This is a genomic window from Pseudomonas sp. BNK-15 (assembly GCF_047456105.1).
Classification (GTDB): domain Bacteria; phylum Pseudomonadota; class Gammaproteobacteria; order Pseudomonadales; family Pseudomonadaceae; genus Aquipseudomonas; species Aquipseudomonas putida_E.
The window spans coordinates 761,033-784,544 of the sequence record NZ_CP179898.1 but is presented as its reverse complement, the minus strand read 5'-3'; the positions used below and the strand labels follow the sequence as shown (position 1 = coordinate 784,544).

Annotated in this window: 22 protein-coding genes; 17 read left to right on the top strand and 5 right to left on the bottom strand. The window is 65.1% G+C overall.

Features of this window, described 5'->3' with window-relative positions:
• Window positions 1–110: 110 nt before the first annotated feature.
• Both ACMGF5_RS03560 and tadA read left to right on the top strand, forming a co-directional pair.
• Window positions 111–1,496 carry a multicopper oxidase family protein gene (locus ACMGF5_RS03560; RefSeq protein ID WP_115273980.1) on the top strand — a complete coding sequence of 462 codons (1,386 nt, stop codon included), beginning with the start codon at window positions 111–113 and terminating at the stop codon, window positions 1,494–1,496.
• Window positions 1,496–1,975 carry a tRNA adenosine(34) deaminase TadA gene (tadA, locus tag ACMGF5_RS03555; RefSeq protein ID WP_115273981.1) on the top strand — a complete coding sequence of 160 codons (480 nt, stop codon included), beginning with the start codon at window positions 1,496–1,498 and terminating at the stop codon, window positions 1,973–1,975. The genes ACMGF5_RS03560 and tadA overlap by 1 nt, the downstream gene beginning before the upstream one ends.
• A gap of 104 nt (window positions 1,976–2,079) precedes the next feature.
• Here tadA and mltF read toward each other — a convergent pair whose 3' ends face one another.
• Window positions 2,080–3,537, bottom strand: coding sequence for a membrane-bound lytic murein transglycosylase MltF (mltF, locus tag ACMGF5_RS03550; RefSeq protein WP_174142347.1), 1,458 nt, complete (start codon window positions 3,535–3,537; stop codon window positions 2,080–2,082).
• A gap of 282 nt (window positions 3,538–3,819) precedes the next feature.
• Here mltF and purL point away from each other — a divergent pair, with 282 nt between their 5' ends.
• Window positions 3,820–7,719: a phosphoribosylformylglycinamidine synthase gene (gene purL, locus ACMGF5_RS03545; protein WP_115273983.1), complete on the top strand. Its 3,900-nt coding sequence runs from the start codon at window positions 3,820–3,822 to the stop codon at window positions 7,717–7,719.
• 3 nt (window positions 7,720–7,722) lie between these two features.
• Window positions 7,723–8,034, top strand: a complete 312-nt coding sequence (locus ACMGF5_RS03540; protein ID WP_119687702.1) for an NGG1p interacting factor NIF3 — start codon at window positions 7,723–7,725, stop codon at window positions 8,032–8,034.
• A gap of 43 nt (window positions 8,035–8,077) precedes the next feature.
• On the opposite strand, the gene tatC is transcribed toward ACMGF5_RS03540, so the two are convergent.
• Genes tatC through tatA form a run of 3 tightly spaced genes read right to left on the bottom strand, consistent with a single transcriptional unit; the run spans window position 8,078 to window position 9,356 of the window.
• Complete coding sequence (gene tatC / locus ACMGF5_RS03535) at window positions 8,078–8,836, bottom strand: twin-arginine translocase subunit TatC (protein ID WP_414157570.1); 759 nt, start codon at window positions 8,834–8,836, stop codon at window positions 8,078–8,080.
• Window positions 8,833–9,123 carry a Sec-independent protein translocase protein TatB gene (gene tatB, locus ACMGF5_RS03530; RefSeq protein ID WP_046784393.1) on the bottom strand — a complete coding sequence of 97 codons (291 nt, stop codon included), beginning with the start codon at window positions 9,121–9,123 and terminating at the stop codon, window positions 8,833–8,835. The genes tatC and tatB overlap by 4 nt, the downstream gene beginning before the upstream one ends.
• Window positions 9,123–9,356: a twin-arginine translocase TatA/TatE family subunit gene (tatA, locus tag ACMGF5_RS03525; protein WP_046784392.1), complete on the bottom strand. Its 234-nt coding sequence runs from the start codon at window positions 9,354–9,356 to the stop codon at window positions 9,123–9,125. Before tatA ends, tatB begins: the two co-directional genes overlap by 1 nt.
• Before the next feature lie 145 nt (window positions 9,357–9,501).
• Between tatA and gspK the strand changes: the two genes are divergently transcribed.
• Window positions 9,502–10,467, top strand: a complete 966-nt coding sequence (gspK, locus tag ACMGF5_RS03520; RefSeq protein ID WP_115273985.1) for a type II secretion system minor pseudopilin GspK — start codon at window positions 9,502–9,504, stop codon at window positions 10,465–10,467.
• 111 nt (window positions 10,468–10,578) lie between these two features.
• Here gspK and ACMGF5_RS03515 read toward each other — a convergent pair whose 3' ends face one another.
• Window positions 10,579–12,642 carry a PhoX family protein gene (locus ACMGF5_RS03515; RefSeq protein ID WP_414157569.1) on the bottom strand — a complete coding sequence of 688 codons (2,064 nt, stop codon included), beginning with the start codon at window positions 12,640–12,642 and terminating at the stop codon, window positions 10,579–10,581.
• A gap of 224 nt (window positions 12,643–12,866) precedes the next feature.
• Between ACMGF5_RS03515 and ACMGF5_RS03510 the strand changes: the two genes are divergently transcribed.
• From ACMGF5_RS03510 to gspN, 12 genes are read left to right on the top strand one after another with little or no spacing between them, the layout of a single operon-like run.
• On the top strand, window positions 12,867–14,507 hold the full coding sequence (locus ACMGF5_RS03510) for a lipoprotein UxpA (RefSeq protein WP_414157568.1): 1,641 nt from the start codon (window positions 12,867–12,869) through the stop codon (window positions 14,505–14,507).
• Window positions 14,504–14,929: a pilus assembly protein PilZ gene (locus ACMGF5_RS03505; protein ID WP_115273988.1), complete on the top strand. Its 426-nt coding sequence runs from the start codon at window positions 14,504–14,506 to the stop codon at window positions 14,927–14,929. The genes ACMGF5_RS03510 and ACMGF5_RS03505 overlap by 4 nt, the downstream gene beginning before the upstream one ends.
• Before the next feature lie 21 nt (window positions 14,930–14,950).
• Complete coding sequence (gspD, locus tag ACMGF5_RS03500; protein ID WP_371316846.1) at window positions 14,951–16,885, top strand: type II secretion system secretin GspD; 1,935 nt, start codon at window positions 14,951–14,953, stop codon at window positions 16,883–16,885.
• Window positions 16,885–18,333 (top strand): GspE/PulE family protein, encoded by a 1,449-nt coding sequence (locus tag ACMGF5_RS03495; protein WP_237860099.1) that lies wholly within the window; start codon window positions 16,885–16,887, stop codon window positions 18,331–18,333. Before gspD ends, ACMGF5_RS03495 begins: the two co-directional genes overlap by 1 nt.
• A gap of 3 nt (window positions 18,334–18,336) precedes the next feature.
• The gene (gene gspF, locus ACMGF5_RS03490; protein WP_012315992.1) at window positions 18,337–19,539 is read left to right on the top strand and encodes a type II secretion system inner membrane protein GspF; all 1,203 of its coding nucleotides are present in this window, start codon (window positions 18,337–18,339) and stop codon (window positions 19,537–19,539) included.
• A gap of 18 nt (window positions 19,540–19,557) precedes the next feature.
• Complete coding sequence (gspG, locus tag ACMGF5_RS03485; RefSeq protein WP_414157567.1) at window positions 19,558–19,992, top strand: type II secretion system major pseudopilin GspG; 435 nt, start codon at window positions 19,558–19,560, stop codon at window positions 19,990–19,992.
• Window positions 19,993–19,995: 3 nt separating this feature from the next.
• Window positions 19,996–20,433 carry a type II secretion system minor pseudopilin GspH gene (gene gspH / locus ACMGF5_RS03480; protein WP_046784383.1) on the top strand — a complete coding sequence of 146 codons (438 nt, stop codon included), beginning with the start codon at window positions 19,996–19,998 and terminating at the stop codon, window positions 20,431–20,433.
• Window positions 20,430–20,798 (top strand): type II secretion system protein GspI, encoded by a 369-nt coding sequence (locus ACMGF5_RS03475; RefSeq protein WP_046784382.1) that lies wholly within the window; start codon window positions 20,430–20,432, stop codon window positions 20,796–20,798. The genes gspH and ACMGF5_RS03475 overlap by 4 nt, the downstream gene beginning before the upstream one ends.
• Window positions 20,795–21,385: a type II secretion system protein gene (locus ACMGF5_RS03470; protein ID WP_046784381.1), complete on the top strand. Its 591-nt coding sequence runs from the start codon at window positions 20,795–20,797 to the stop codon at window positions 21,383–21,385. Before ACMGF5_RS03475 ends, ACMGF5_RS03470 begins: the two co-directional genes overlap by 4 nt.
• Window positions 21,382–22,470: a GspL/Epsl periplasmic domain-containing protein gene (locus tag ACMGF5_RS03465; RefSeq protein WP_414157566.1), complete on the top strand. Its 1,089-nt coding sequence runs from the start codon at window positions 21,382–21,384 to the stop codon at window positions 22,468–22,470. The genes ACMGF5_RS03470 and ACMGF5_RS03465 overlap by 4 nt, the downstream gene beginning before the upstream one ends.
• The gene (gene gspM, locus ACMGF5_RS03460) at window positions 22,467–22,853 is read left to right on the top strand and encodes a type II secretion system protein GspM (protein ID WP_174142351.1); all 387 of its coding nucleotides are present in this window, start codon (window positions 22,467–22,469) and stop codon (window positions 22,851–22,853) included. The genes ACMGF5_RS03465 and gspM overlap by 4 nt, the downstream gene beginning before the upstream one ends.
• On the top strand, window positions 22,850–23,509 hold the full coding sequence (gspN, locus tag ACMGF5_RS03455) for a type II secretion system protein N (protein ID WP_414157565.1): 660 nt from the start codon (window positions 22,850–22,852) through the stop codon (window positions 23,507–23,509). Before gspM ends, gspN begins: the two co-directional genes overlap by 4 nt.
• Window positions 23,510–23,512: the final 3 nt, after the last annotated feature.

Genomic DNA, 23,512 nt, shown 5'->3' with positions numbered 1-23,512 from the left:
CGCTATGCAACACTTCACTTAATCTTTCCCATTTGCAGGTGTATCGTATTCGCCCTTCATCGCCAGCCGTGCTGGCAGCTTGACTGCGCTTAAACGAGGTACCCGCACCGATGTCCTTCACCCGTCGACAAATGCTCAAGGGCCTGACCGGCCTGGTTGTAGTAGGCCTGGGCGCCGGAGGCGCAGCGCGGTACTGGCTGGGTAAGGTCGAGGACGAGAATGCCGGGCACGACTACGAGCTGATCGCGGCGCCCCTGGAGGTCGAGCTTGTGCCCGGCTTCAAGACCGAGGCCTGGGCGTTCGGCCCGTCGGCGCCAGGTACCGAGTTGCGGGTTCGCCAGGGCACCTGGCTGCGGGTACGGTTCATCAACCATCTGCCGGTGGAAACCACCATTCACTGGCATGGCATCCGCCTGCCGCTGGAAATGGACGGTGTGCCGTATGTGTCGCAGTTGCCGGTCAAGCCGGGCGAGTATTTCGACTACAAGTTCCGTGTGCCTGACGCCGGCAGCTACTGGTACCACCCGCACGTCAGCAGCTCTGAAGAACTCGGCCGCGGCCTGGTAGGCCCGCTGATCGTCGAGGAGCGTGAGCCAACCGGGTTTTTGCATGAGCGCACGCTGAGCCTGAAGAACTGGCACGTGGACGAGCAGGGTGCCTGGCTGCCGTTCAGCATCCCCCGGGAAGCGGCGCGCAATGGTACCGCCGGTCGGCTGATCACCATCAATGGCCAGGCTGACTCGGTCACCGAATTACCGGCCGGGCAGGTGGTGCGCCTGCGTCTGCTCAACCTGGACAACACCTGGACCTATCGCCTGAACCTCAAGGGTGGCAATCACGAGGCCAGAATCTACGCCCTCGATGGCAACCCGGTCACCCCGCGTGTGCTCGATGACGAGTACTGGCTGGGGCCAGGCATGCGTATCTGCCTGGCGATCCGCATCCCCGAGGCAGGTGAAGAGATTTCCCTGCGCGACGGCTTCGTGCGCTTGGGCACCTTGCGCTCGGTAGCCAGCAACGATGCGCCCAGCGACTGGCCGCCTGCCTTGCCGCCGAACCCTGTGGCCGAGCCGGACCTGGAGAATGCCGAGAAGCTGAACTTCAATTTCGAATGGGTGGGCAAGGTTTCGGTCAACACCGAAAATGGCAGGCCGCCGAGCCTTTGGCAGATCAATGGTCAAGCCTGGGACATCACCGACAAGACCTGCGCCGACCGGCCGATCGCCACGCTGCAAAAAGGCAAGAGCTACATCTTCGAGTTGAAGAACATGACCCAGTACCAGCACCCGATCCACCTGCATGGCATGAGCTTCAAGGTCATTGCCTCCAACAGGCACAAGATCGTCGAACCGTGGTTCACCGATACCTACCTGCTGGGCAAGAACGAGCGGGCCCAGGTGGCGCTGGTGGCCGATAATCCAGGCACCTGGATGTTCCACTGCCATGTCATCGACCACATGGAAACCGGCCTGATGGCCGCGATTGCGGTGGTCTGATGCGCCCACAGATCATCGATCGCAGCCGTGATCAGGAATTCATGCGCATGGCCCTGGACCTGGCGGCACAAGGTGCTGCGCTGGGCGAGGTGCCGGTGGGCGCGGTGCTGGTGCAGCACGGCCAGGTGATCGGGCAGGGCTTCAACCGGCCGATCATCGACAGCGACCCCAGTGCCCATGCCGAGATGGTCGCCATCCGCGCGGCGGCAAAGTCTGCGAGCAATTACCGTCTACCGGGCAGCACCCTTTATGTGACCCTGGAACCTTGCAGCATGTGTGCAGGGCTGATCGTGCATTCGCGGGTGGCCCGGGTGGTGTATGGCGCGCTGGAGCCCAAGGCCGGCATCGTGCAGAGCCAGGGGCAATTTTTCAGCCAGGGCTTCCTGAACCATCGGGTAATGTTCGAAGGTGGGGTGCTGGCCGAGGAATGTGGCGCAATCTTGAGCGAATTCTTCAAGGCGCGGCGCGCCAAGGTGTAGGAGCGGCCTCGTGTCGCGAAAGGGCTGCAAGGCAGCCCCGCCTTTAATGCCTCAATACTGAACCCTGGACAGCTGTGCGGGCCTTTCGCAACACAAGGCAGCGCCTACATCGGCGGCGACTGTTCCGCCGGTTTGTCCTTGTTGACCCCCGGTACGTGCAGGTTGCCCTCGGCCACCTGGCCCTCGAGCTGCGGCTGGGTCACCCAGGTGAGGATGTCGTAGTAGCGGCGGATGTTGGCCACGAAATGCACCGGCTCGCCACCACGGGCGTAACCGTACTTGGTCTGGCGGTACCACTGTTTCTGCGACAGGCGCGGCAGCATCTTCTTCACGTCCAGCCACTTGTTCGGGTTGAGCTTTTCTCGTTTGGCCAGCGTGCGCGCGTCTTCAAGGTGGCCGCTGCCGACGTTGTAGGCCGCCAGGGCGAACCAGGTACGGTCTGGCTCCTTGATGCTGTCGTCGAGCTGCTGCTTGACCAGCATGAAGTATTTGGCACCACCTTTGATGCTCTGCCTCGGGTCCAGGCGGTTGGAAACGCCCATTGCCTGGGCGGTGCGCTGGGTCAGCATCATCAAGCCGCGTACGCCGGTCTTGGAGGTGACTTCCGGTTGCCACAAGGATTCCTGATAACCGATCGCTGCGAGCAGGCGCCAGTCCACCTGTTCGACCTTGGCGTAGCTCTTGAAGTATTTTTCGTATTTGGGCAGGCGCTGCTGCAAATGCTGCGCAAATGTGTAGGCGCCCACGTAACCGAGCACGTCGACGTGGCCGTAATAGCGGTCTTTCAAACGCTGCAGGGTGCCGTTTTTCTGCGATTTGTCGAGGAATTCGTTGACTTCGTTCAGCAGGCTGTTGTCTTCGCCCGGGGCGACCGCCCAGCGTTGGTTGCGGGTTTCGCCAAGGTCGAAGGCCACCCGCACGTTGGGGAAGTACACCTGGTTCATCGCCAGTTCGTTAGAGTCGACCAGCGTCAGGTCGATCTGCCCTTCGTCGACCATGCGCAACAAGTCGACCACCTCGACCGCGTCGGATTCTTCGTATTCCAGGCCCGGATACCGCCTTTTCAGTTCGGCCAACTGGTCGGCGTGGCTGCTGCCTTTGAGCACCATGATCTTCTTGCCGACCAATCCCTTGGGGTCTGTGGGGCGCGAGCGTCCGTTGCGATAGATGACCTGAGGGGTCACTTCCAGGTAAGGATGGGAGAACCTGGCCTGGGTCTTGCGCCGCTCGCTGCTGACCAGGCCGGCCGCTGCCAGCACCGGACCGGACGGTTTACCCAGGTCGTCGAACAGTTCGTCGAGGTTGTCGGCGGTCTCGATCTCCAGCTTGACGCCAAGATCGTCGGCGAAACGCTTGACCAACTCGTACTCGAAGCCGGTTTCGCCGTTGCGGTCCTGGAAATAAGTGGCCGGGCTGTTGCGGGTGATCACGCGCAGCACGCCGTCCTCCTTCACGCGCTCGAGGGTGCTGGGTTTTTCAACGCAGGCACCGAGCAACAGAAAGAGACCGGTTGCGAAAAGCCATTTGGCGCAACGCTGGCGCAAAGCAGTATGGGCGAACATAGCTTGCAGTATACGCAAAGGACGGGGGGCGCCATATCTCGACAACTGCCAGGTTGTCTGGTAGCGCGTTCTGTGATGCAAGCTGCAAGCGGCAAGAAAAATGCGACCTGCGCGCCACCTGTTTTTTCTTGCAGCTTGCAGCTTGCGGCTTGTCGCTTTTTTTGACCCCGAAGTCCGGTTCCGCCGCCCGGCAGCATTGCCCTCTGGCGGGTGCCGCAAGCCGCGGAATTAGGCTAGAATGCACGGCCTCTAAGCACACCCCTTCCTGAGGCTGTCCCGACGATGTTGATCCTGCGCGGCGCTCCTGCCCTTTCTGCCTTTCGCCACGGTAAATTACTCGAGCAACTGAGCCAGAAAGTCCCCGCTGTTACTGGTTTGTATGCCGAATTTGCCCACTTCGCCGATGTCGACGGCGAGCTGACCGCCGACCAGCAGCAGGTGCTGGGCCGTCTGCTCAAGTACGGCCCGAGCGTGCCGGTGCAGGAGCCGACTGGCCGCCTGTTCCTGGTCGTGCCGCGCCTGGGCACCATCTCGCCCTGGGCCAGCAAGGCCAGCGACATCGCCCACAACTGCGGCCTGCAGTCGATCCAGCGCCTGGAGCGCGGCATCGCCTACTACGTTGCCGGTGACCTGAGCGACGCCGACGCCGCCGTTGTCGCCGCTGAACTGCACGACCGCATGACCCAGCGCGTGCTGGCCCAGCTGGAGCAGGCGAGCGACCTGTTCAGCCATGCCCAGCCCAAGCCGATGACGTCGGTCGATATCCTGGCCGGTGGCCGCGACGCGCTGGCCAAGGCCAACATCGAGCTGGGACTGGCCCTGGCCGAAGACGAGATCGACTACCTGGTCAACGCCTTCCAGGGGCTCAAACGCAACCCGAACGACATCGAGCTGATGATGTTCGCCCAGGCCAACTCCGAACACTGCCGCCACAAGATCTTCAACGCCAGTTGGGACATCGACGGCCAGGCTCAGGAAAAGAGCCTGTTCGGCATGATCAAGAACACCTACCAGATGCACAGCGAAGGCGTGCTGTCTGCGTACAAGGACAACGCCTCGGTGATCGTCGGCAACGTTGCCGGGCGTTTCTTCCCGAACCCTGAGACCCGCCAGTACGGCGCGGTGCAGGAGCCGGTGCACATCCTGATGAAGGTCGAGACGCACAACCACCCGACCGCCATCGCTCCGTTCTCCGGTGCCTCCACCGGCTCGGGCGGCGAAATCCGTGACGAAGGTGCTACCGGCCGTGGCGCCAAGCCAAAAGCCGGCCTGACCGGCTTCACCGTGTCCAACCTGCGCATCCCGGGCTTCGAACAGCCATGGGAGCAGGCCTACGGTAAACCTGAGCGTATCGTTGACGCCCTCGACATCATGATCGAAGGCCCACTGGGTGGCGCAGCGTTCAACAACGAATTCGGTCGCCCGGCTCTGACCGGCTACTTCCGTACCTTCGAGCAGGCCATCAACACCCCGCACGGTGAAGAAGTGCGCGGCTACCACAAGCCGATCATGCTGGCCGGCGGTATGGGCAACATCCGTGAAGACCACGTACAGAAGGCCGAAATCACCGTCGGCGCCAAGCTGATCGTGCTCGGTGGCCCGGCCATGCTGATCGGCCTGGGCGGCGGCGCCGCTTCGTCGGTCGCCACCGGTGCCAGCTCGGCGGACCTGGACTTCGCCTCGGTGCAGCGCGAAAACCCGGAAATGGAGCGCCGTTGCCAGGAGGTCATCGACCGTTGCTGGCAGCTGGGCGACAAGAACCCGATCGCCTTCATCCATGACGTTGGCGCCGGCGGCATTTCCAACGCCTTCCCTGAACTGGTGAACGACGGTGGCCGCGGTGGCCGCTTCGAACTGCGCAACGTGCCCAACGACGAGCCGGGCATGGCCCCGCACGAAATCTGGAGCAACGAATCGCAGGAGCGTTATGTGCTGGCCGTCAGTGCTGTCGACTTCGAACGCTTCCAGGCCATCTGTGAGCGCGAGCGCTGCCCGTTCGCCGTCGTTGGCGAGGCGACCGAAGAGCCGCACCTGACCGTGACCGACAGCCACTTCGGCAATACGCCGGTGGACATGCCGCTTGACGTGCTGCTGGGCAAGCCGCCGCGCATGCACCGTTCGGTAACCCGCGAAGCCGAACTGGGCGATGATTTCGACCCGAGCAAGGTAGACCTGGACAGCGCCGTGCAGCGTGTCCTGAACCACCCGGCGGTTGCCAGCAAGAGCTTCCTGATCACCATCGGCGACCGCACCATCACCGGCCTGGTGGCCCGCGACCAGATGGTCGGCCCGTGGCAGGTACCGGTAGCCGACTGCGCCGTCACGGCCACCAGCTTCGACGTGTACACCGGTGAAGCCATGGCCATGGGTGAGCGCACGCCGCTGGCAGTGCTCGACGCGCCAGCGTCCGGCCGCATGGCGATCGGTGAAACCCTGACCAACCTGGCTGCCGCGCAGATTGAAAAGCTGTCCGACATCAAACTGTCGGCCAACTGGATGTCCGCTGCCGGCCACCCAGGCGAAGACGCCCGTCTGTACGACACCGTCAAGGCTGTCGGTATGGAGTTGTGCCCGGAGCTGGGCCTGACCATTCCGGTCGGCAAGGACTCCATGTCGATGAAGACCAAGTGGAGTGAAGAGGGCGTCGAGAAGAGCGTCACTTCGCCAATGTCGCTGATCATCACCGGCTTCGCCCCGGTCACCGACATCCGCAAGACCCTGACCCCGCAACTGCGCATGGACAAGGGTGAGACGGACCTGATCCTGATCGACCTGGGCCGCGGCAAGAACCGCATGGGCGCTTCGATCCTGGCGCAGACCTACGGCAAGATCGCAGCCCAGGCTCCGGACGTCGACGACGCCGAAGACCTCAAGGCATTCTTCGCCGTGATCCAGGGCCTGAACGCCGACGGCCACCTGCTGGCCTACCACGACCGTTCCGACGGCGGCCTGCTGACTACCGTGCTGGAAATGGCCTTCGCCGGCCACTGCGGCCTCGACCTGCAACTGGACCCGCTGACCGACAACAGCAATGACGTGCCGGCCATCCTCTTCAACGAAGAGCTGGGCGCAGTCATCCAGGTTCGCCAGGATGCTACCCCGGACGTGCTGGCGCAGTTCAGCGCCGCAGGCCTGGGTGAAGGTTGCGTGGCGGTGATCGGCAAACCGGTCAACAACGCCGAGGTGTCCATCAGCCTGAACGGCCAGGTGCTGTTCGACGACGACCGTCGCATGCTGCAGCGCCAGTGGGCCGAGACCAGCTACCAGGTTCAGCGCCTGCGTGACAACGCCGACTGCGCCGACCAGGAGTTCGACGCGCTGCTCGAAGAAGACAACCCGGGCCTGTCGGTCAAGGTTGGTTACGACGTCAACGAGGACATCGCTGCGCCGTACATCAAGAAGGGCGTGCGCCCGCAAGTGGCGATCCTGCGTGAGCAGGGCGTCAACGGCCAGGTCGAGATGGCTGCCGCCTTCGACCGCGCCGGCTTCGCCGCCATCGACGTGCACATGAGCGACATCCTCGCTGGCCGCGTCGACTTCGAAGCCTTCAAGGGCCTGGTTGCCTGCGGTGGTTTCTCTTACGGTGACGTGCTCGGTGCCGGTGAAGGCTGGGCCAAGTCGGCCTTGTTCAACGCCCGTGCCCGTGATGCCTTCCAGGCCTTCTTCGAGCGTACCGACAGCTTCGCCCTGGGCGTGTGCAACGGTTGCCAGATGATGTCCAACCTTCACGAGCTGATCCCGGGCACCGAGTACTGGCCGCACTTCGTGCGCAACCGCTCGGAGCAGTTCGAAGCCCGTGTGGCCATGGTCGAGGTGCAGAAGTCCAACTCGATCTTCCTGCAGGGCATGGCCGGTTCGCGCATGCCGATCGCCATCGCCCACGGCGAAGGCCATGCCGAATTCGCCAGCGAAGAGGCACTGCTGGAAGCCGACCTGTCCGGTTGCGTGGCCCTGCGCTATGTCGACAACCACGGCAAGGTCACCGAAGCCTACCCGGCCAACCCGAACGGCTCGCCGCGTGGTATCACCGGCCTGACCAGCCGCGACGGCCGCGTGACCATCATGATGCCGCACCCGGAGCGCGTGTTCCGCGCCGTGCAGAACTCCTGGCGCCCTGATGAGTGGCAGGAAGACGCCGCGCTGATGCGTATGTTCCGTAACGCGCGCGTCTGGGTGAACTAAGGCGTGTACAAGCTCGCCTTCTTCGTCCCGGCCAGCGACGTCGAGGTGGTCAAGGCCGCCGTGTTCGCCGCCGGTGGCGGGCGTATCGGCGACTACGACCACTGCGCCTGGCAAACCCTGGGCCACGGCCAGTTTCGCCCCTTGGACGGCAGCCAGCCGTTCCTTGGGCAAGCCGGCCAGGTCGAGGTGGTGGAGGAGTGGAAGGTGGAGCTGGTGGTGGCCGACGACCTGATTGCCCAGGTCGTCGCTGCGCTCAGGCAGAGCCATCCTTACGAAACACCGGCCTACGAAGTCTGGCGCCTCGCCGATTTCTAGGCCGAGCTGAGTTCATCGCCGGCTTGCCGGCGATGAACCCGGTTCATTCAGCGACGCTCTGCGGCGCTTGCCCCTCCCGCCGCAACCCGGCACACGCCAGCAACCCCACCTCGAACAGCACCCACATCGGCACCGCCAGCATGGTCTGTGAGAACACATCCGGCGGCGTCAGGACCATCCCTACCACAAAGCAACCGACAATTACGTAGGGCCTGCTGCGCCTTAATGTGGCCACGTCGGCCAGCCCCACCCAGACCACGATGAACGTTGCCACCGGGATCTCGAAGGCCAGGCCGAACGCCAGGAACAGCGCCATGATGAAGTCCAGGTACTGGCTGATGTCGGTCATCATCGCCACGCCGTCTGGTGTCACGCTGGCAAAAAAGCCGAACATCATCGGGAATACCAGGTAGAAGGCGAACGCCATGCCGGCGTAGAACAGCACAATGCTCGACACCAGCAAGGGCAGGGCGATGCGCCGCTCGCGGCGGTAAAGGCCCGGCGCAAGAAAACCCCAGGCTTGATGCAGCAGCAGCGGCATGGCCACGAACAGCGCACACATCGCGGTCAGCTTGAACGGTGTGAGAAAGGGCGAGGTGACACTGGTGGCGATCATGCTGGCGCCTTCCGGAAGGAAGCGGCGCAGCGGTTCGGAAATCAGTGTGTAGAGCTGCTGGGCGAAGGGGAACAGGCCGGCGAACACCAGCGCGACCAGTAGCAGGCAGCGCACCAGGCGCCTGCGCAGGTCGCGCAGGTGACCGGTGAGCGGCATGTGTGCCGCCGGGTCCAGGGCGATACTCATGAGGTGGTCTCCCGAATGACCGTGGCCGTTGCAGCGTCAGTGGCCGGTTCCGCCTTGAGGCTGATGCCCTGGCGCAGCTCCTGCTCGAGGCGTTGCAATGGCGCGCTGTCGAGGTTGGGCATGTCGATTTCGCGTTCCATCTGCGCGCGCAAACCCTGCATTGCCCGGCGCGCCTGGCCCAGGCCACGGCCCAGCGTACGCGCCGCGACGGGCAAGCGTTCCGGGCCAAGCACCAGCAGCGCGACGATGCCCACCAGCAGCATCTCGCTGAAGCCTACCTCGAACATCAGGCCTGCCGATCCGCGTGCGGCTGTGGCGCAGGCGAACGGGTCAGTGGCTCCTGTTGTACCTGCGGTGCTGCAGTTTGGGTGCTGGCATCGCTGTCGCCCCCCATGGACTTGCGAAAGCCCTGGATCGCTTCGCCAACATCACTGCCCAGACCCTTGAGGCGTTTGGTGCCAAACAGCAGAAACACGATCATCAGTACGATCACCAGCTGCCAGATTCCGATGCCACCCATTACGACCACTCCTGTAAGGCCATGAAAAGAAAGGCCAATCCTGCCTCGCGTAGATGACGCGAACATGACTGCAAGGTATTTGCAATCTGCCTGCAACAACTCCCCTGTTGACTGGCGCCTTGTTCGATAAGAGGAGTGCTGCGCCATGGGTGGCAAGCGACAGCAGGGCGCCGCGCTGCTGATGGTGTTGGTGGTACTGGCGATGCTCGCAGCGGGTATGGCCTGGCTGGTGGAGGACGGGCGGCGTCAGGTCGATGACGTACAGCTGCTGCGCCAACGGGTACAGGTGCGGGCCATGGAGCAGGCTGGCCTGGCCTATGCCGAGCAGGCCTTGCGTGACCCCGCCTGGCGGCTTAGCCCGCTGTTCTGGCAGGCGCTGCGGGGGCAACCGTTGACGTACGATTTTGGCGCCGGCCAGGCACAACTGCGGGTGTACGACCAGCACACCTGTTTCAACGTCAATGCGCTGCTGGGGGATGACGGTGAACGTGCCGAGCGCCAGCTACGGCGTTTGCTGGGCGACAACATGGCCGCGCAACGTCTGGTCGACGCCTTGGCAGACTGGCTCGACAGCGACAGCGATGCACGCCTGCAAGGCGCCGAAAGTGCCCAGTATCTGCGCCAGCAGCCGCCTCGTCTGGCGGCCAACCAGCCGATGCTGGACACCAGTGAGTTGAACCTGCTGCTCGAAGCGGATGCCTCGCGCCAGCGCCGTTATCCGATGTTGTGTGCTTTGCCGCAGACGACCGGCTGGCGCCTGAATGCCAATGCTGTAGGCCTGGAGCATCTGCCATTGCTGGAGGCGCTTTATGAAGGGCGGTATCCCCGCTCGTTGCTCAGCCGCATCGTCAGTGGTCGGCCGGCGTCGGGCTATGTAGATGCCGCAGCGTTGCGTCAGGCGCTGGGGGCGGTGGATGACGAAACGTTTGAGCGGTTGAGCGAAGGGTTGCTGCTCAACAGTGGGCATTTTCAGTTGCAGCTTTCGTTCGAAGAACAGGGCAGGACGATACGCAGCGCGTTTGAGCTGGAGGCGTTGGGGGTGGTGCAGTGGCATGCGCGGGTGCCGGCGCAGCAGGTGCGGGTGAAGAGTCGGGCACCAATGGCCTGGTGATCATGTTCAAGGGCTGCCGTGCAGCCCAATCGCCGGCAAACCGGCTCCCATACCTGTAGGAGCCGGCTTGCCGGCGATTGGGCCGCGCAGCGGCCCTGATGCAAAAACGGATCAGACGGTCCCGATCTCCCCGCCATCATCGCGCTGGATCACCACGGTCGAAGCCCTCGGCCGTACCGTGGTCCCCGCTGGGGTCACATCGGTGGCCTTGTCGGTGTAAGGCCAGTTTTCCGGGTGCTGGATATTGACGAACATCGACTTGTTGTCCGGGCTGAAGGCAATCCCGGTCACCTCGCTGCCGTTCGGCCCGACGAAGAAGCGGCGCAAGTCCACCTGGTTCTGGGCATTGACCGGTATTTGGTTGCCAGCGGCATCCACCAGGTCGGTAGGGATCACCGCCAGCAACTGATCGTTGGTGTAATCGGTGACCGTGCTCTCGCCGTTGTCAGTCTCGAACCACAACACGCCACGGCTATCGAAGCTCATGCCGTCGGGGCTGGCGAACTGGTTGAGTTCGGTCAGGCCCGAGCGGTTGATGTCTGCGGTGCCGGCGGCGTTGGCACCGAACACGAAGATATCCCAGGTGAAGCTCACGTGATCGTCGCTGTCGTGCCAGCGGATGATGTGGCCGTGGCGGTTCGGGCCACGCGGGTTGGCCGCATCGACTTTTTCCGGGGTGCGCGCACTGTTGTTGGTCAGGGTCAGGTAGACGTCGCCATTGAGCGGGTTTACCGCTGTCCATTCCGGGCGGTCCATCGGCGTTGCACCCACTGCATCGCCTGCACCACGGGTGTTGAGGATGATGCCTGCCAGGTCACCGTACAACGCCCCGAGGGTGCTGCCGGCAGTGGTGGCGGTGGTCACGTCGAGCAGGATCCACTCGCCCGTGCCGTCTGCATTGAAGCGGGCCACGTAGAGGTTGCCCTGGTCCATGTACTTGGCGCCGGTGGCCAGGCGGTCGGCCGGGCTTGCGTCGGCGGCATCCCACACCGCGGTGGAGACGAACTTGTACAGGTACTCGTTGTTGGAGTCGTCGCCCATGTACCAGACCAGCGGTTTACCGGCCACCGGCAGGCCCGGGCAGCAGCCTTCGTGGCGGAAGCGGCCGAGTGCGGTGCGCTTGGTGGCCAGGGTGCTGCTGTTGTACGGGTCGATCTCGACAATGTAGCCATAGGTGCTGGCTTCGTTGCGGTAGTCGTCGGTGGCGCTGGCACCTTTGATGGTCACGTCGAAGCGGGCGAATTCATCGTTTTCTTCGGTGCTGTCACCAGCAGCGGTCTCCCACTTGTACTGGCCGGTGGAGGTGCCTACGCCGATGCGTCGCTGGTCCTCCGGACGGGTGTCCTTGTTGACGAAAATGCCAGGCCAGTTCTCTTCGCAGGTCAGGTAAGTGCCCCACGGGGTGTAGCCGTTGCCGCAGTTGTTGTTGGTGCCGCGGCAGTGCGTGCCGTCAGCCGAATACTTGGTCTTGACGTGGTCGGTGCCACGCAGCGGGCCAGTGATTTCCATACGTGAGGCGGTGGTGAAACGGCGGTTGAGCGGGTCGTTGTCGACCACCTGCCAGCGCCCGTTGAGCTTCTGCAGGCGCACCACGCCGGCACCGTGGGCGTTGATTTCCTTGCGCACTTCTTCGGCCGGGCGATTGCCGCTGGCGTCGGTGGTCGGGCCGTTGGGGTGCAGGGCGGCGGCATCGATGTATTCGAAGTTGATCGCCAGCAGGCCGTCTTCGGAACTGCCATTGATGGGGAAGAAGTGCATGCCGTCATGGTGCATGCCCATGGCATTGGCCTGGTCGCTGGAGGTATTGCTGCCGTCCGGTTTCCAGGGGTTGGCGTTGCTGTTGATCGGCGTGCCCCACGGTGCCAGCACGTAGGCACTGTAGCCGGCGGCGACGACACAGGCGTCGGTGCGTGAACCCGCGATGGACTGGAAGCCCAGCGCCAGTTTCGGTACTTCAGGTTCGGTAACCGGCGGCTCGGTGGCCGGGTCATCGTTGTCGGAACCGCCACCACTGTCGAAGCAGCCGGTCAGGCCGGTACCGGCAATCATGGCGATAGCGGCACCCAGGCTGCCGCGCATCACGCTGCGACGGCTGAGGTAGGCGTCCATGACGCTGGCCATCGGCAGGTTGCCACTGTGGTTGCGGTCCAGGTTGTCGCCGGTTTCTCGACTCATCAGGGTGTCCTTGTATTGGCTGAGTTGGAGGAAACCGCGACTTTAGTGCGCAAAGATGATGATTCTTTGGCAGAAATATTAACGTCGCTTTAAAACATTAAGTTCTTATCGCTGTGCCAGACAGAACAATCTGGAATGGTTGTCGGATTTCTGCCATCAAACTGTAATGCCAACGCCGCAACATCCGGGGCCCAAAGAGAACTCGGATAAGGATGGCGGGCCCGATGGCAAGCAGTGTGTACAGGCGCGAAATGATCAGATGGATGGGTGTCGGTGCCCTGGCACCGTTGCTCGGTGCCTGTTCTGCATTCCCGGGCCAGCGCGGCGGCGATGCCAGCCTGGACCTGTTGTACGTCGCCGACACCCTCGATGCGCGCCAGCCCGGCCAGCCCGTGGTGCCGGCGACCCGCCTGGGCCCGGTCAGCCACCTGGGCCGTGCCCCCTGGATGACCGGCGACAGCGCCAGCGTGGCTTACCCTCAACTCGCGCCTTTGCTCGATGCCAGTCAGGCGGCCGGCGTGCAACTGGGTGGCTATGCCGTGCTTGCGGCCCTGTTGGAACAGCTGCGCGCCGAGGTGGGGCCGGGCAATAGCCTGACCCTCGAGAACGGCCAGGGCTGGAACGGCAGTGGCCTGGCCTATCTGACCCAGGGCGAGAGCGGTGTGCAGGGCAGCCGGCTGTTGGGCAGCGAAGCCCGTGTGAGCAGTGATGAACGCGTGCTTTGGCCACAGCGCAGTGCCGCCCTTTACCACCAGTCTTCAGCGATGACCCTTGCTGCGGGTATTGCCGACGGACAACGCAAAACCTTGGGCCTGGAGCCTCTGCACATTTTCGAGCGCGGCGGTGCACGCATCGCCGTGGTGGGCGTCACCGACCCTTACGCCCAGGACCAGAAAGCCTCGCTCAAACAGTGGTACCAATCGCTGCTGCCGACCTTCGAGCAGGCCCGCCGCGAAGCGGACCTGGTGGTGGCGCTGGCGGATGTCGGTACCGGCCCGGGCCTGTGGCTGGCCGAGCGCGTGGCGCATATCGACGTGCTGCTCTGCGCACGTGGCCAGGACCTGTGGCCCACACCTGTGCAGGCGACCCAGGCCAGTGGCCGGCGCATCCCGGTGTTGTTTGCCGGTTGCCGGGGCAGTGGTGCGTTTCGCCTGCGTTGCCAACAGGTTGCCGGGCAATGGCAGTTCGATGGGCGCTTCTTTCCTGCATTGGCCCAGCAACTCTCACCCGCAGCGCAGTTGCGCGCCAGCCAGTTGCAGGCCGAGTTGCACCAGCAGCGCGCAGGCCATGCAGCGTGGCTCGACCAGCCGCTGGCGGTTGCGCCACAGGCGCTGTGGCGTCGCGACACGCGTGGCGGCAGTTGGGACCGTTTGCTGCACCAGGCCCTGGCCGATGACAGCAGCATGCCGGTGCTGTTGCCGGGCCTGCGCTATGACTACCCATTGGCCGCTGGCGAGGCCATCACGCGCGAGCACCTGATCAGCCTCACCGGCGGCTACCCGGCACCGGTGGTCGAGGCGCCGGCCCGGCAGGTCGAGCAGGTGCTGGAAAACGCCGCCGAGCAACTGTTCGGTGACCCCTTGCTGCTGGACAACAGCCAGGACCTGCCACGCTGGCAGGGCCAGGCCTGGCAGGTGAGCTACAGCCCGCAAGGCAAGCGCATCACTGGCCTGGATCCGGTGCAGGGCCTGTGCCGCACCTTTGGTCTGCAATTCGAGCCCCAAGCCGGTGAGCCATTGTGGCAACGGGTCGAGGCCTGGCTCGGGCGGCAGCAGCCGGGTTGGCAACTGGCGGCCTTGCAAGTGCCGCAGGTGCGCTACGTGCAAGGCCACCCAGGCTGGCACCCACGGCAGCTGATGTCATGACATTCGCCGCTCGCCTGATGACCGGTGGCCTGCTGACGCTGGCCGGGTGGCTTGCCGCTCAATGCGTGCTGCAACTGGCGCGCCAGCCGCAACCGGCCAGCGCCCCGGTTACCGTCGACGCCCCGCTGCCGGGGTTGCTGGTCGGCCATTGGCAAGCGCCAGGCGACGACGGCTCGATTGCGCTCACCCGGTTGCCATTGCAGTACCTGGGCGGCCTCAAGGCCAAGCCGTTGTCGGCCAGCGTCGTGGTGCTGCGCTACGGCCAGCAGGTGCGCACCTTGGGCCGCGGCCAGCGCCTGGCACCGGGGATCGTGTTGCAGGACATCGACGCCGATGGCCTGATTTTCGACAACCAGGGGCGGCGTGAACGCTTGCCCTGGCCGCCACGCCCCGCCGTGACCGGCTTCAAGCGGCAAGGATGAACAATGCTGGTGAAATATTGCGTGGCCGCTGCCTTGACCCTGGCTCTTGCTGCGGCCTGGGCAGAAGAACCGGAAACCTTCGATGATAACGGCACCCCGCTTTACGAGGTGAACTTCGTCGACACCGAGCTGGGCGAATTCATCGACAGCGTGTCGCGCATCACCGGCACCACCTTCATCGTCGACCCGCGGGTCAAAGGCAAGGTCACGGTGCGTACCGTCGACCGCCACGATGCCGATGCCATCTACGACATCTTTCTCGCCCAGCTGCGTGCCCAAGGCTATGCCGCGGTCGATCTGCCCAATGGCAGTGTGAAGATCGTCCCCGACCAGGCCGCGCGCCTGGAGCCGGTGCCAGTTGAAGCCGCCGGCAAGCACAGCGAAGGCAGTGATGGCGTGGCCACCCGCGTATTCAATGTGCGTAACGCCGCCAGCGAGCAGATGCTCGGTATTCTCAAGCCGCTGATCGACCCGCGTGTTGGTGTGATCACCCCTTATCCTGCGGCCAACCTGCTGGTGGTCACCGATTGGCGCAGCAACCTCGAACGCATCGACAGCCTGTTGCGCCAGCTTGACCAGGTCAGTGACGAACCCCTGAAGGTCATGCCCCTGCGCCATGCCAGCGCCGCCGACACCGCGCAGTTGCTGACCCGCCTGTTGGCCCGAGAGCAGGGCGCCGACAGCACCCAGGTGGTGGCTGACCCGCGCAGCAATGCCTTGCTGGTACGTGGCAGCACCGACCGTGTGCGAGCCCTGTTGGGCCAGCTCGATCAGCCCAGTGAGAACCGGCACAGCAGCAACACGCAGGTGATCTACCTGCGCCATGCCAATGCAGGCGAAGTGGTGAAGGTGCTGCGCGGGTTGAGCCAGGAAGGCGGTGTGCCCAGCGAGGGAGCAGGCGAAGGCGAGGCCAAGGACAAGCCGGTGATGGCCGCCGCCAGCGATTCGGGCATACGCCTGGAGTACGAGGAGGGCACCAACGCCGTGGTCATGGTCGGCCCCGACAGCGAGCTGGCCGCCTACCGCTCCATCGTCGAGCAGCTGGACATCCGCCGCGCCCAGGTAGTGGTCGAGGCCATCATCGCCGAAGTGTCCGACAGCCGTGCCCAGGAGCTTGGTGTGCAGTGGCTGTTCGCCGACGAAAAGTTCGGCGCCGGCATCGTCAACTTCGGCAGCAACGGGGTGAACATCGCCAACATCGCGGGCGCCGCCGCCAGCGGCGACAACGAAGCGCTGGGCGACCTGCTGTCGGCCACCACGGGCGTGACTGCCGGCATCGGCCACTTCGGCGGTGGCTTCAACTTCGCCATGCTGATCAACGCACTGAAGGGCAAGAGCGGCTTCAACCTGCTGTCCACGCCGACCCTGCTGACCCTGGACAACGCCGAGGCATCGATCCTGGTCGGCCAGGAAGTGCCCTTCGTCACCGGCTCCGTGACGCAGAACAACGCCAACCCCTACCAGACCATCGAGCGCAAGGAAGTCGGGGTGAAGCTGCGTATCAAGCCGCAAATCAACATCGACAACAGCGTACGCCTGGATATCGTTCAGGAAGTCTCGTCGATCGCCGACTCCAGCGCCGCCAGCGATGTGATCACCAACAAGCGCGAGATCAAGACCAAGGTCATGGTCGAGGACAATGGCCTGGTGATTCTTGGCGGCCTGATCAGCGATGAGCTGAGCACCAGCGATCAACGCGTACCGTTTCTGGGGGATATTCCGGGGCTGGGCCGGCTGTTCCGTTCCGAGGCCAGCAAGAACACCAAGCAGAACCTGATGGTCTTCATCCGCCCGCGCATCCTGCGTGACGGGCCGAGCCTGGCGGGTTTGAGCGAAGACAAGTACCGCACCCTGCAGCAGACCACGCCGCTCAAGCTGCCAGGCCTTGCGCAGGACGGCCAGCTGCTGCGGGTATTCCCGGCCAGCCGCGCGCGCCTGGACGGGGGCGACTGGTGATGCTGCCCTATCGCCTTGCGCGTCAGGCCGGGCTGGCCATGGCCCCGGCGGATACCGGCTGGCAGTTGTGGCTGCGCCGCGATGCCGACAGTAACCAACTGCAGGAACTGCTGCGTGTGCATGGCCAGCCCGTGGCACTGCACTACCTGGAAGCTGCGCCGTTCGACGAACGCCTCGGCCAGTTGTATCAGGCCGGGGATGCTGCCACCGAAGCACTGATCGAAGGCATCGGCGAACAGGTTGATCTGGACAGCCTGATGAGCGAAATGCCGCGCATCGAGGACCTGCTCGAAAGCGATGATGAGGCCCCGGTGATCCGCCTGATCAACGGCCTGTTCGGCCAGGCCCTGCGCCTGCGCGCTTCGGACATTCATATCGAGACCTTTGAGCAGAGCCTGGTGGTGCGCCTGCGTGTCGATGGCCACCTGCGCGAGGTGTTGCGCCCGCCGCGCGCGTTGTCGGCCATGCTGGTGTCGCGGATCAAGGTCATGGCGCGCCTGGACATCGCCGAGAAGCGTCAGCCCCAGGACGGTCGCATCACCTTGCGCGCCGCCGGGCGTGAGGTGGACGTGCGCGTCTCGACCTTGCCCGGTATCCATGGCGAGCGCGTGGTGATGCGCGTGCTCGACAAGCAGGCCAGCTTGCTGGCGTTGGGCAACCTGGGCATGCCCAACGCAGTGCTGCACGGCCTGCGCAGTTGCCTGACAAGGCCCAACGGTATCGTGCTGTCGACCGGGCCGACCGGCTCGGGCAAGACCACCACCCTGTACGCCAGCCTCAACAGCCTCAATGACGGCAGCCGCAACATCCTCACCGTCGAGGACCCGGTGGAATACGCCATCGCCGGCATTGGCCAGACGGCCATCAATCCGCGCGCCGGGCTGACCTTTGCCACTGGCCTGCGCGCCATCCTGCGCCAGGACCCGGACGTGATCATGCTCGGTGAAATCCGCGACCAGGAAACCGCGCAGATCGCCGTGCAGGCCAGCCTCACCGGCCACTTGGTACTGTCTACGTTGCATACCAACAGCGCAGTGGGCGCGGTCACCCGCTTGCGTGACATGGGCGTCGAGCCGTTCCTGATCGCCTCATGCCTGCGTGGCGTGCTGGCCCAGCGCCTGGTGCGGCGGCTGTGCCATTGCGCGGTGGCGCAGCCACTGCAGCCGGCCGAACGGGCGCTGTGGCCTGAGCTGGCGGCGCTGGGCAGCAGCTACCACGCGGTGGGCTGCGAGCAATGCCAGGGCACTGGCTATATCGGTCGTTTGGGGCTGTACGAATTCATCGAACTGGACGCTGGCCTGATCGGCCTGCTGTATGACGGCGCCAGTGAACTGGCCATGCACGACTACCTGGCCGAGCGCCGCCAGAGCCTGGTGGCGATGGCCAGTGATTGCCTGGCCCGCGGCGAGACCAGCCTGGCCGAAGTACTGCGTGTGGTGCAGGGCTGACCCATGCCGACCTTTCGCTACCAGGCCGTTGATCTAGCCGGCAAGACCCACAAAGCCAGCCTGCAGGCCGATACCGAACGCCACGCACGCCAGTTGCTGCGCGAGCAGGGCTTGTTCCCCCGCCAGTTGCAGCGCTTCGAAAGCGGTGCCCGGCAGCCGCGCCGACAACGCCTGAGCCGTGCCCAGCTGTGTGAGCTGACACGCCAGCTGGCGACCTTGACCGGCGCGGGCATCCCGCTGGTCGATGCCTTGGCGACGCTTGAGCGCCAGTTGCGCCAGCCAGCCCTGCACGGGGTGCTGGTGGCTCTGCGTGGCTCGCTCGCCGAGGGCCTGGGCCTGGCTCGTAGCCTGGCCCGCCAGGGCGCGCCGTTCACCGGTCTGTACTGCGCGCTGGTCGAAGCCGGTGAGCGCTCCGGGCGGTTGGCCCAGGTGCTTACCCGGCTGGCAGACCACCTGGAACAGGTGCAGCGCCAGCAGCACAAGGCGCGTACGGCACTGATCTACCCCTGCGTGCTGATGGGCGTGTCACTGGCGGTGGTGATCGGCCTGATGACCTTCGTCGTACCCAAGCTCACCGAACAGTTTGCCCATGCCGGGCAGAGCCTGCCGCTGATCACCTCATTGCTGATCGGCCTGAGCCAAGGCCTGGTGCACGCCGGCCCCTGGCTACTGGGGCTGGCCATCCTCACGTCGCTGCTGGCCAGCTGGTTGCTGCGCAAGCCGCACTGGTGCCTGCGCCGCGACGACCTGCTGCTGCGCCTGCCACGCGTGGGGGGGCTGTTACAGGTGCTGGAGAGTGCCCGCCTGGCGCGCAGCCTGGCGATCCTCACCAGCAGCGGTGTTGCCTTGCTCGAAGCCTTGCAGGTGGCCACTGAAACCGTCGGCAACCGGCGCATCCGCCTGGCCATGGAGCAGGTGCGCCAGCAGGTGCAGGGCGGCACCAGCCTGCACAGGGCGCTGGATGGTTGCCAGCAGTTCCCGCCGTTGCTGGTGAACATGGTCGGCAGTGGCGAGGCCAGCGGCACCCTGGCCGACATGCTCGAGCGCGTGGCCGACGACCAGGAGCGTGGCTTTGCCCGCCAGGTGGATACGGCCATGGCGCTTTTCGAACCCCTGATGATCCTGGTGATGGGCGCCGTAGTGCTGTTCATCGTGCTGGCGGTGCTGCTGCCGATCATGCAACTCAACCAGGGCCTGCAACTGTAGATGACAAGGAGCAACCCCATGCAGCATCGACGCAAGCGCCAACACGGCTTCACCCTGATGGAAATCATGGTGGTGATTTTCATCATCGGCCTGCTGATCGCCGTGGTCGCGCCCAGCGTGCTCGGCAACCAGGACAAGGCCATGCGGCAGAAGGTCATGGCCGACCTGAGCACGCTCGAGCAGGCACTGGACATGTACCGGCTGGACAACCTGCGCTTTCCCAGCAATGAGCAAGGCCTGGCTGCGCTGGTGAAAAAACCGGCTCAGGAGCCGCTGCCGCGAGCCTGGCGCAGCGATGGTTATGTACGGCGTCTGCCGGAGGACCCGTGGGGCACCCCGTACCAGTACCGCATGCCTGGCGAGCATGGCCGGGTCGATGTGTATTCGTTGGGCGCCGATGGTGTACAGGGCGGCGAAGGCCAGGACGCCGACCTGGGTAACTGGGCGCTGTGAGCGATGCGCCCACAGCGCGGTTTCAGCCTGCTCGAATTGCTGGTGGTGCTGGCCATCGCCGGCCTCATGACCGGGCTTGCGGTGGCCTGGCTGGACAGCGGCAAGGCCAGCGTCGATCAGGCGTTGCAGCGGCTGGCGGCGCACGTCCACACCCAGGCTGCACTGGCCCGGCATGCCGGGCAATTGCGCGGGCTGCGCTGGACCGGCCAACACCCGGAGTTCGTGCGGCGTGAGCGCGAGGGCTGGGTGGCCGAACCGGTCAGCTTTGGGGACTGGCCCAAAGGGCTGCGCCCCGACTGGCCGGCCAGCCTGCAGCCGCATCTGCAGTTCACGCCGCAAGGGTGGGCCCAGCCGGGTTCGGTGCGCTGGCACTGGGCAGGTGGCAGCCAGCGCTGGGCGTGGGGGCGTGACGGCCAGTTGCGAGTGGGGTTGTCACCATGAAGCGCACGCAACAGGGGTTCACCCTGCTGGAGGTGACCGTGGCCCTGGCGATTGCTGCTGTGCTGGCGGTGATCACCAGCCAGGTTCTGCGCCAGCGCCTGGCAGTGCAGGACAGCGTGCAACAGCATCGCCTTGGCGTGCTGTGCGCTCGCGAGCTGCAGGCGCGCTTTGCCGTGGAACGGTACTGGCCGGCCAGCAACCAGCCCAGTGGGGTGTTGAACCAGGGCGGGCAGGCGTGCCACTGGCAGATGCAGCTGCGCCGTACCGGCGTGCGCGACCTGCGTCGCGGCGAGATGCAACTGTATGCCGACCGCGATCAGCGCCTGCCGTTGGGCCAGTACACGGTTTTTCTGGAGCGTCCATGAAGCGGCGCCAGGCAGGCTTGACCCTGATCGAACTGATGGTGGCCATGGCCTTGACCGCGCTGCTGGGGGTCATGCTCGCGGCGCTGGTCAATGGCTGGCTCAAGGTCCGCGAGCGGCTGCAGGTAACCCGCCAGGAGAACAGTGTGCTGGAGTTCTGCCTGGCGCTGGAGCGGCGCTTCGACAGCCCAGTACTGCGCCGGGTGTATGAGCAACGCCTGCCACTGGCCAGCCGCTGGCTCGACTGGCAGCCCGATCGCCAGCAGTTGCTGTGGGTGGCAGCCACGGCTGTGCCAGAGGCCGAGGGTGGCTCACGGCTGCAGCGCCAACGCCTGCGTTTCGACCCCCGCGAACAACGCCTGATGCTGGAAACCTCGGCAGACCTGTACGCCGCCAGCGAACCCCGTTGGGTCGTGCGCGAGCAGCTGCAGCAGGTCAGTGCGCTGAATGTTCTTTATCACCAGGGAGGCCGATGGCTGCCCTGGCCTTCCGACCAACCCGCGCACCCCGGCCGTGGTGTGCGCGTGCAACTGCAGCGTGATGGAGCCCCCTATGTCTGCACCTTCACGCTCCCTTGGGGGCGTTCATGAAGCTTGAATGGCGGCGCCGTGCGCCGGCGCGGTCTTGGTTGCTGCTGCGCCCGGGCGTGATCTGGGACTGGCTGTTGGTTGAAAACGGTGTGGCCCAACGGGAAGGCCAGGGCGAGCCCCCGGCGAACCTGGACGCAAAGGTAGCGCTGATCATCCCGGGCGAGCGGTGCAGCCAGTTCGAGCTGGCTGCACCGCCGGGCCTCAAGCGTGATGAGTGGCCCTTGCTGCTGGAAGACCACTTGCTGCAGAACGCCGAACAGGTGCAGTGCGCTTGCCTCGCTCGCCAGGCAGGGCAGTTGCGCCTGCTGGCGGTAGCCCGCCAGGCGCTGGACGAATGGCGTGGCCAGTGCAGCGAATGGGGGCTGCAGATCGAGCGCTGTTGGGCCGAGTTCCAATTGTTGCCCACGCCTGAGCCCGGGACGGGCTGGCAGTGGCAGCGCGCGCCTGGCCTGTGCCTGTACCTGGGGCGCAGCGAAGAGGGGAAAGCCCATTGGCTGGCCTGGCCTGACGCGCTGGGTGAGGTACCGCAGCAGCCCTGGGATAGCCTGCGCAAAGCCACCCAGGTCGGGCGCTGGCCGGGAACGCTGGAGTCGCTCGACACGCTGCCAAGCCTGTTCGAGCGAACCCGTCAGGCCCGCTCGGCGCCCCGTGTGCCGGCCCTGCCGCGCGCGCTGGTTGTCACCTGTTTGGTGCTGGCCGTGGTGTGGTGCGGGTTATGGGCGGGCCAGCAGTGGCGGCAGGTACAAACCTGGCGCACGCAGGTGCTGGCCGTGACCGGCACCCAGGCCAGCCCTCGGCAAGCGTCGCAGGCCCTCAAGCGCCTGCGCGAAAGCGAACTGCAACAGCAACTGCGGGAGCGTCAGCTTCAAGACCTGCAGGCACACCTGCAGGCCTGGCTGCATGAGCACCCAGGCTGGCGCCTGCAAGCGGTGCGCTTCGACGGCCAGCGCTGGCACCTGCGCCTGCAGGGCGAGGGGAGCGAGCCGCCCTGGCAAGAAATGGCAAGCGCCGCCGGAGCGGCGGTGCAGGTACTGAGCGCTGCGCCAGCGGCGCACGTGGTTTTCGATCTGGGAGCGCCAACATGACCCGAGCGTGGTTTCAGCGTCATCGATTGTTGCTCGCCTGGTGCCTGATCGGCTTTCTGCTGGCGTTGTTGGCACTGCGCCAAGGCGTGTCGCAATGGCGCGAGCTCAGCCAGTGGCGTGGGCTGGCAGTGCAGGCCGCCGCCTTCCCCAGCGGGCCAGGCGTGAGCCTGGAGCGGCTGCGTCAGTCTGCCCAGGCGCGGCGGGTCGAAGTTGCCGAGGTCGAGGTGCAAGGCAAGGTGTGGCAACTGCGCGGCCAGGTGGCCGATGAGCAGGTTTTGCAGCGCTGGCTGCAGGCCTTGCGCGCAGAGGGTGCCCAACCGCTGCAGTGGGGCCTGGAGCAGGATGGCAATGGCCTGCGTTTCGACCTGGTGTTGCAGCCATGAGCCGCCGTGGGCTGCTGTGGGCCGGGCTGGTGTTCAGCCTGACTTTGCTGGTGCAGTTGCCGGCGTCCTGGGTTGCACAGGGCTTTGGCCTTCCGCTGCATAGGGTCAGCGGGAGCCTGTGGCAGGGTCAGGCGCAGCAGGTCGGGCCGGTCGGGCCCGTACGCTGGGCGTTGCAGCCCTGGCGCTTGCAGGCCACCGCACAGCTGGGCTTTCAGGGCCAGGGCTGGCAGTTGCATGCCGAAGGCTGGCCATGGCACTGGCGGTTGGACGTAACCGCACAGGCTCCCCAGGCGAGTGTGCAGACGGCCTATCGGCTGGCCGGGCAGTGGCAGGGCACGCTGCGCCTGCAAGGCGCGGGGGAGCAGTGCCGCACCAGTGAAGGCCGCATCACGGTCACCGACCTCGCCTTGAGTGAACCTTGGTCGCTGGGGTTGGGGCAGGGCTGGGTAGAAATGGATTGCCGCACAGGCTGGCGCCTGCATGGGCAACTGATACAACACGGCGAGCATCAGTTGGCGCTGGATGCAGACCTTCTGGGGCGCCACGCAGTGGTGGCGGCCGAACTGCAGCCGGACGCGGCCCTTACACCGCTGCTGCGCGCTGCTCGGTTGCTGGGGCCACAGGCATTGACGGGGCAGGGGGAGTGGCGTTGGTAAGCA

Coding starts and splice junctions, on each gene's coding strand:
- ACMGF5_RS03560 (WP_115273980.1), top strand. CDS start 111: ATGTCCTTCACCCGTCGACAAATGCTCAAGGGCCTGACCGGCCTGGTT.
- tadA (WP_115273981.1), top strand. CDS start 1,496: ATGCGCCCACAGATCATCGATCGCAGCCGTGATCAGGAATTCATGCGC.
- mltF (WP_174142347.1), bottom strand. CDS start 3,537: ATGTTCGCCCATACTGCTTTGCGCCAGCGTTGCGCCAAATGGCTTTTC.
- purL (WP_115273983.1), top strand. CDS start 3,820: ATGTTGATCCTGCGCGGCGCTCCTGCCCTTTCTGCCTTTCGCCACGGT.
- tatC (WP_414157570.1), bottom strand. CDS start 8,836: ATGAGTATCGCCCTGGACCCGGCGGCACACATGCCGCTCACCGGTCAC.
- tatB (WP_046784393.1), bottom strand. CDS start 9,123: ATGTTCGAGGTAGGCTTCAGCGAGATGCTGCTGGTGGGCATCGTCGCG.
- tatA (WP_046784392.1), bottom strand. CDS start 9,356: ATGGGTGGCATCGGAATCTGGCAGCTGGTGATCGTACTGATGATCGTG.
- gspK (WP_115273985.1), top strand. CDS start 9,502: ATGGGTGGCAAGCGACAGCAGGGCGCCGCGCTGCTGATGGTGTTGGTG.
- ACMGF5_RS03515 (WP_414157569.1), bottom strand. CDS start 12,642: ATGAGTCGAGAAACCGGCGACAACCTGGACCGCAACCACAGTGGCAAC.
- ACMGF5_RS03510 (WP_414157568.1), top strand. CDS start 12,867: ATGGCAAGCAGTGTGTACAGGCGCGAAATGATCAGATGGATGGGTGTC.
- ACMGF5_RS03505 (WP_115273988.1), top strand. CDS start 14,504: ATGACATTCGCCGCTCGCCTGATGACCGGTGGCCTGCTGACGCTGGCC.
- ACMGF5_RS03495 (WP_237860099.1), top strand. CDS start 16,885: ATGCTGCCCTATCGCCTTGCGCGTCAGGCCGGGCTGGCCATGGCCCCG.
- gspF (WP_012315992.1), top strand. CDS start 18,337: ATGCCGACCTTTCGCTACCAGGCCGTTGATCTAGCCGGCAAGACCCAC.
- gspG (WP_414157567.1), top strand. CDS start 19,558: ATGCAGCATCGACGCAAGCGCCAACACGGCTTCACCCTGATGGAAATC.
- gspH (WP_046784383.1), top strand. CDS start 19,996: ATGCGCCCACAGCGCGGTTTCAGCCTGCTCGAATTGCTGGTGGTGCTG.
- ACMGF5_RS03475 (WP_046784382.1), top strand. CDS start 20,430: ATGAAGCGCACGCAACAGGGGTTCACCCTGCTGGAGGTGACCGTGGCC.
- ACMGF5_RS03470 (WP_046784381.1), top strand. CDS start 20,795: ATGAAGCGGCGCCAGGCAGGCTTGACCCTGATCGAACTGATGGTGGCC.
- ACMGF5_RS03465 (WP_414157566.1), top strand. CDS start 21,382: ATGAAGCTTGAATGGCGGCGCCGTGCGCCGGCGCGGTCTTGGTTGCTG.
- gspM (WP_174142351.1), top strand. CDS start 22,467: ATGACCCGAGCGTGGTTTCAGCGTCATCGATTGTTGCTCGCCTGGTGC.
- gspN (WP_414157565.1), top strand. CDS start 22,850: ATGAGCCGCCGTGGGCTGCTGTGGGCCGGGCTGGTGTTCAGCCTGACT.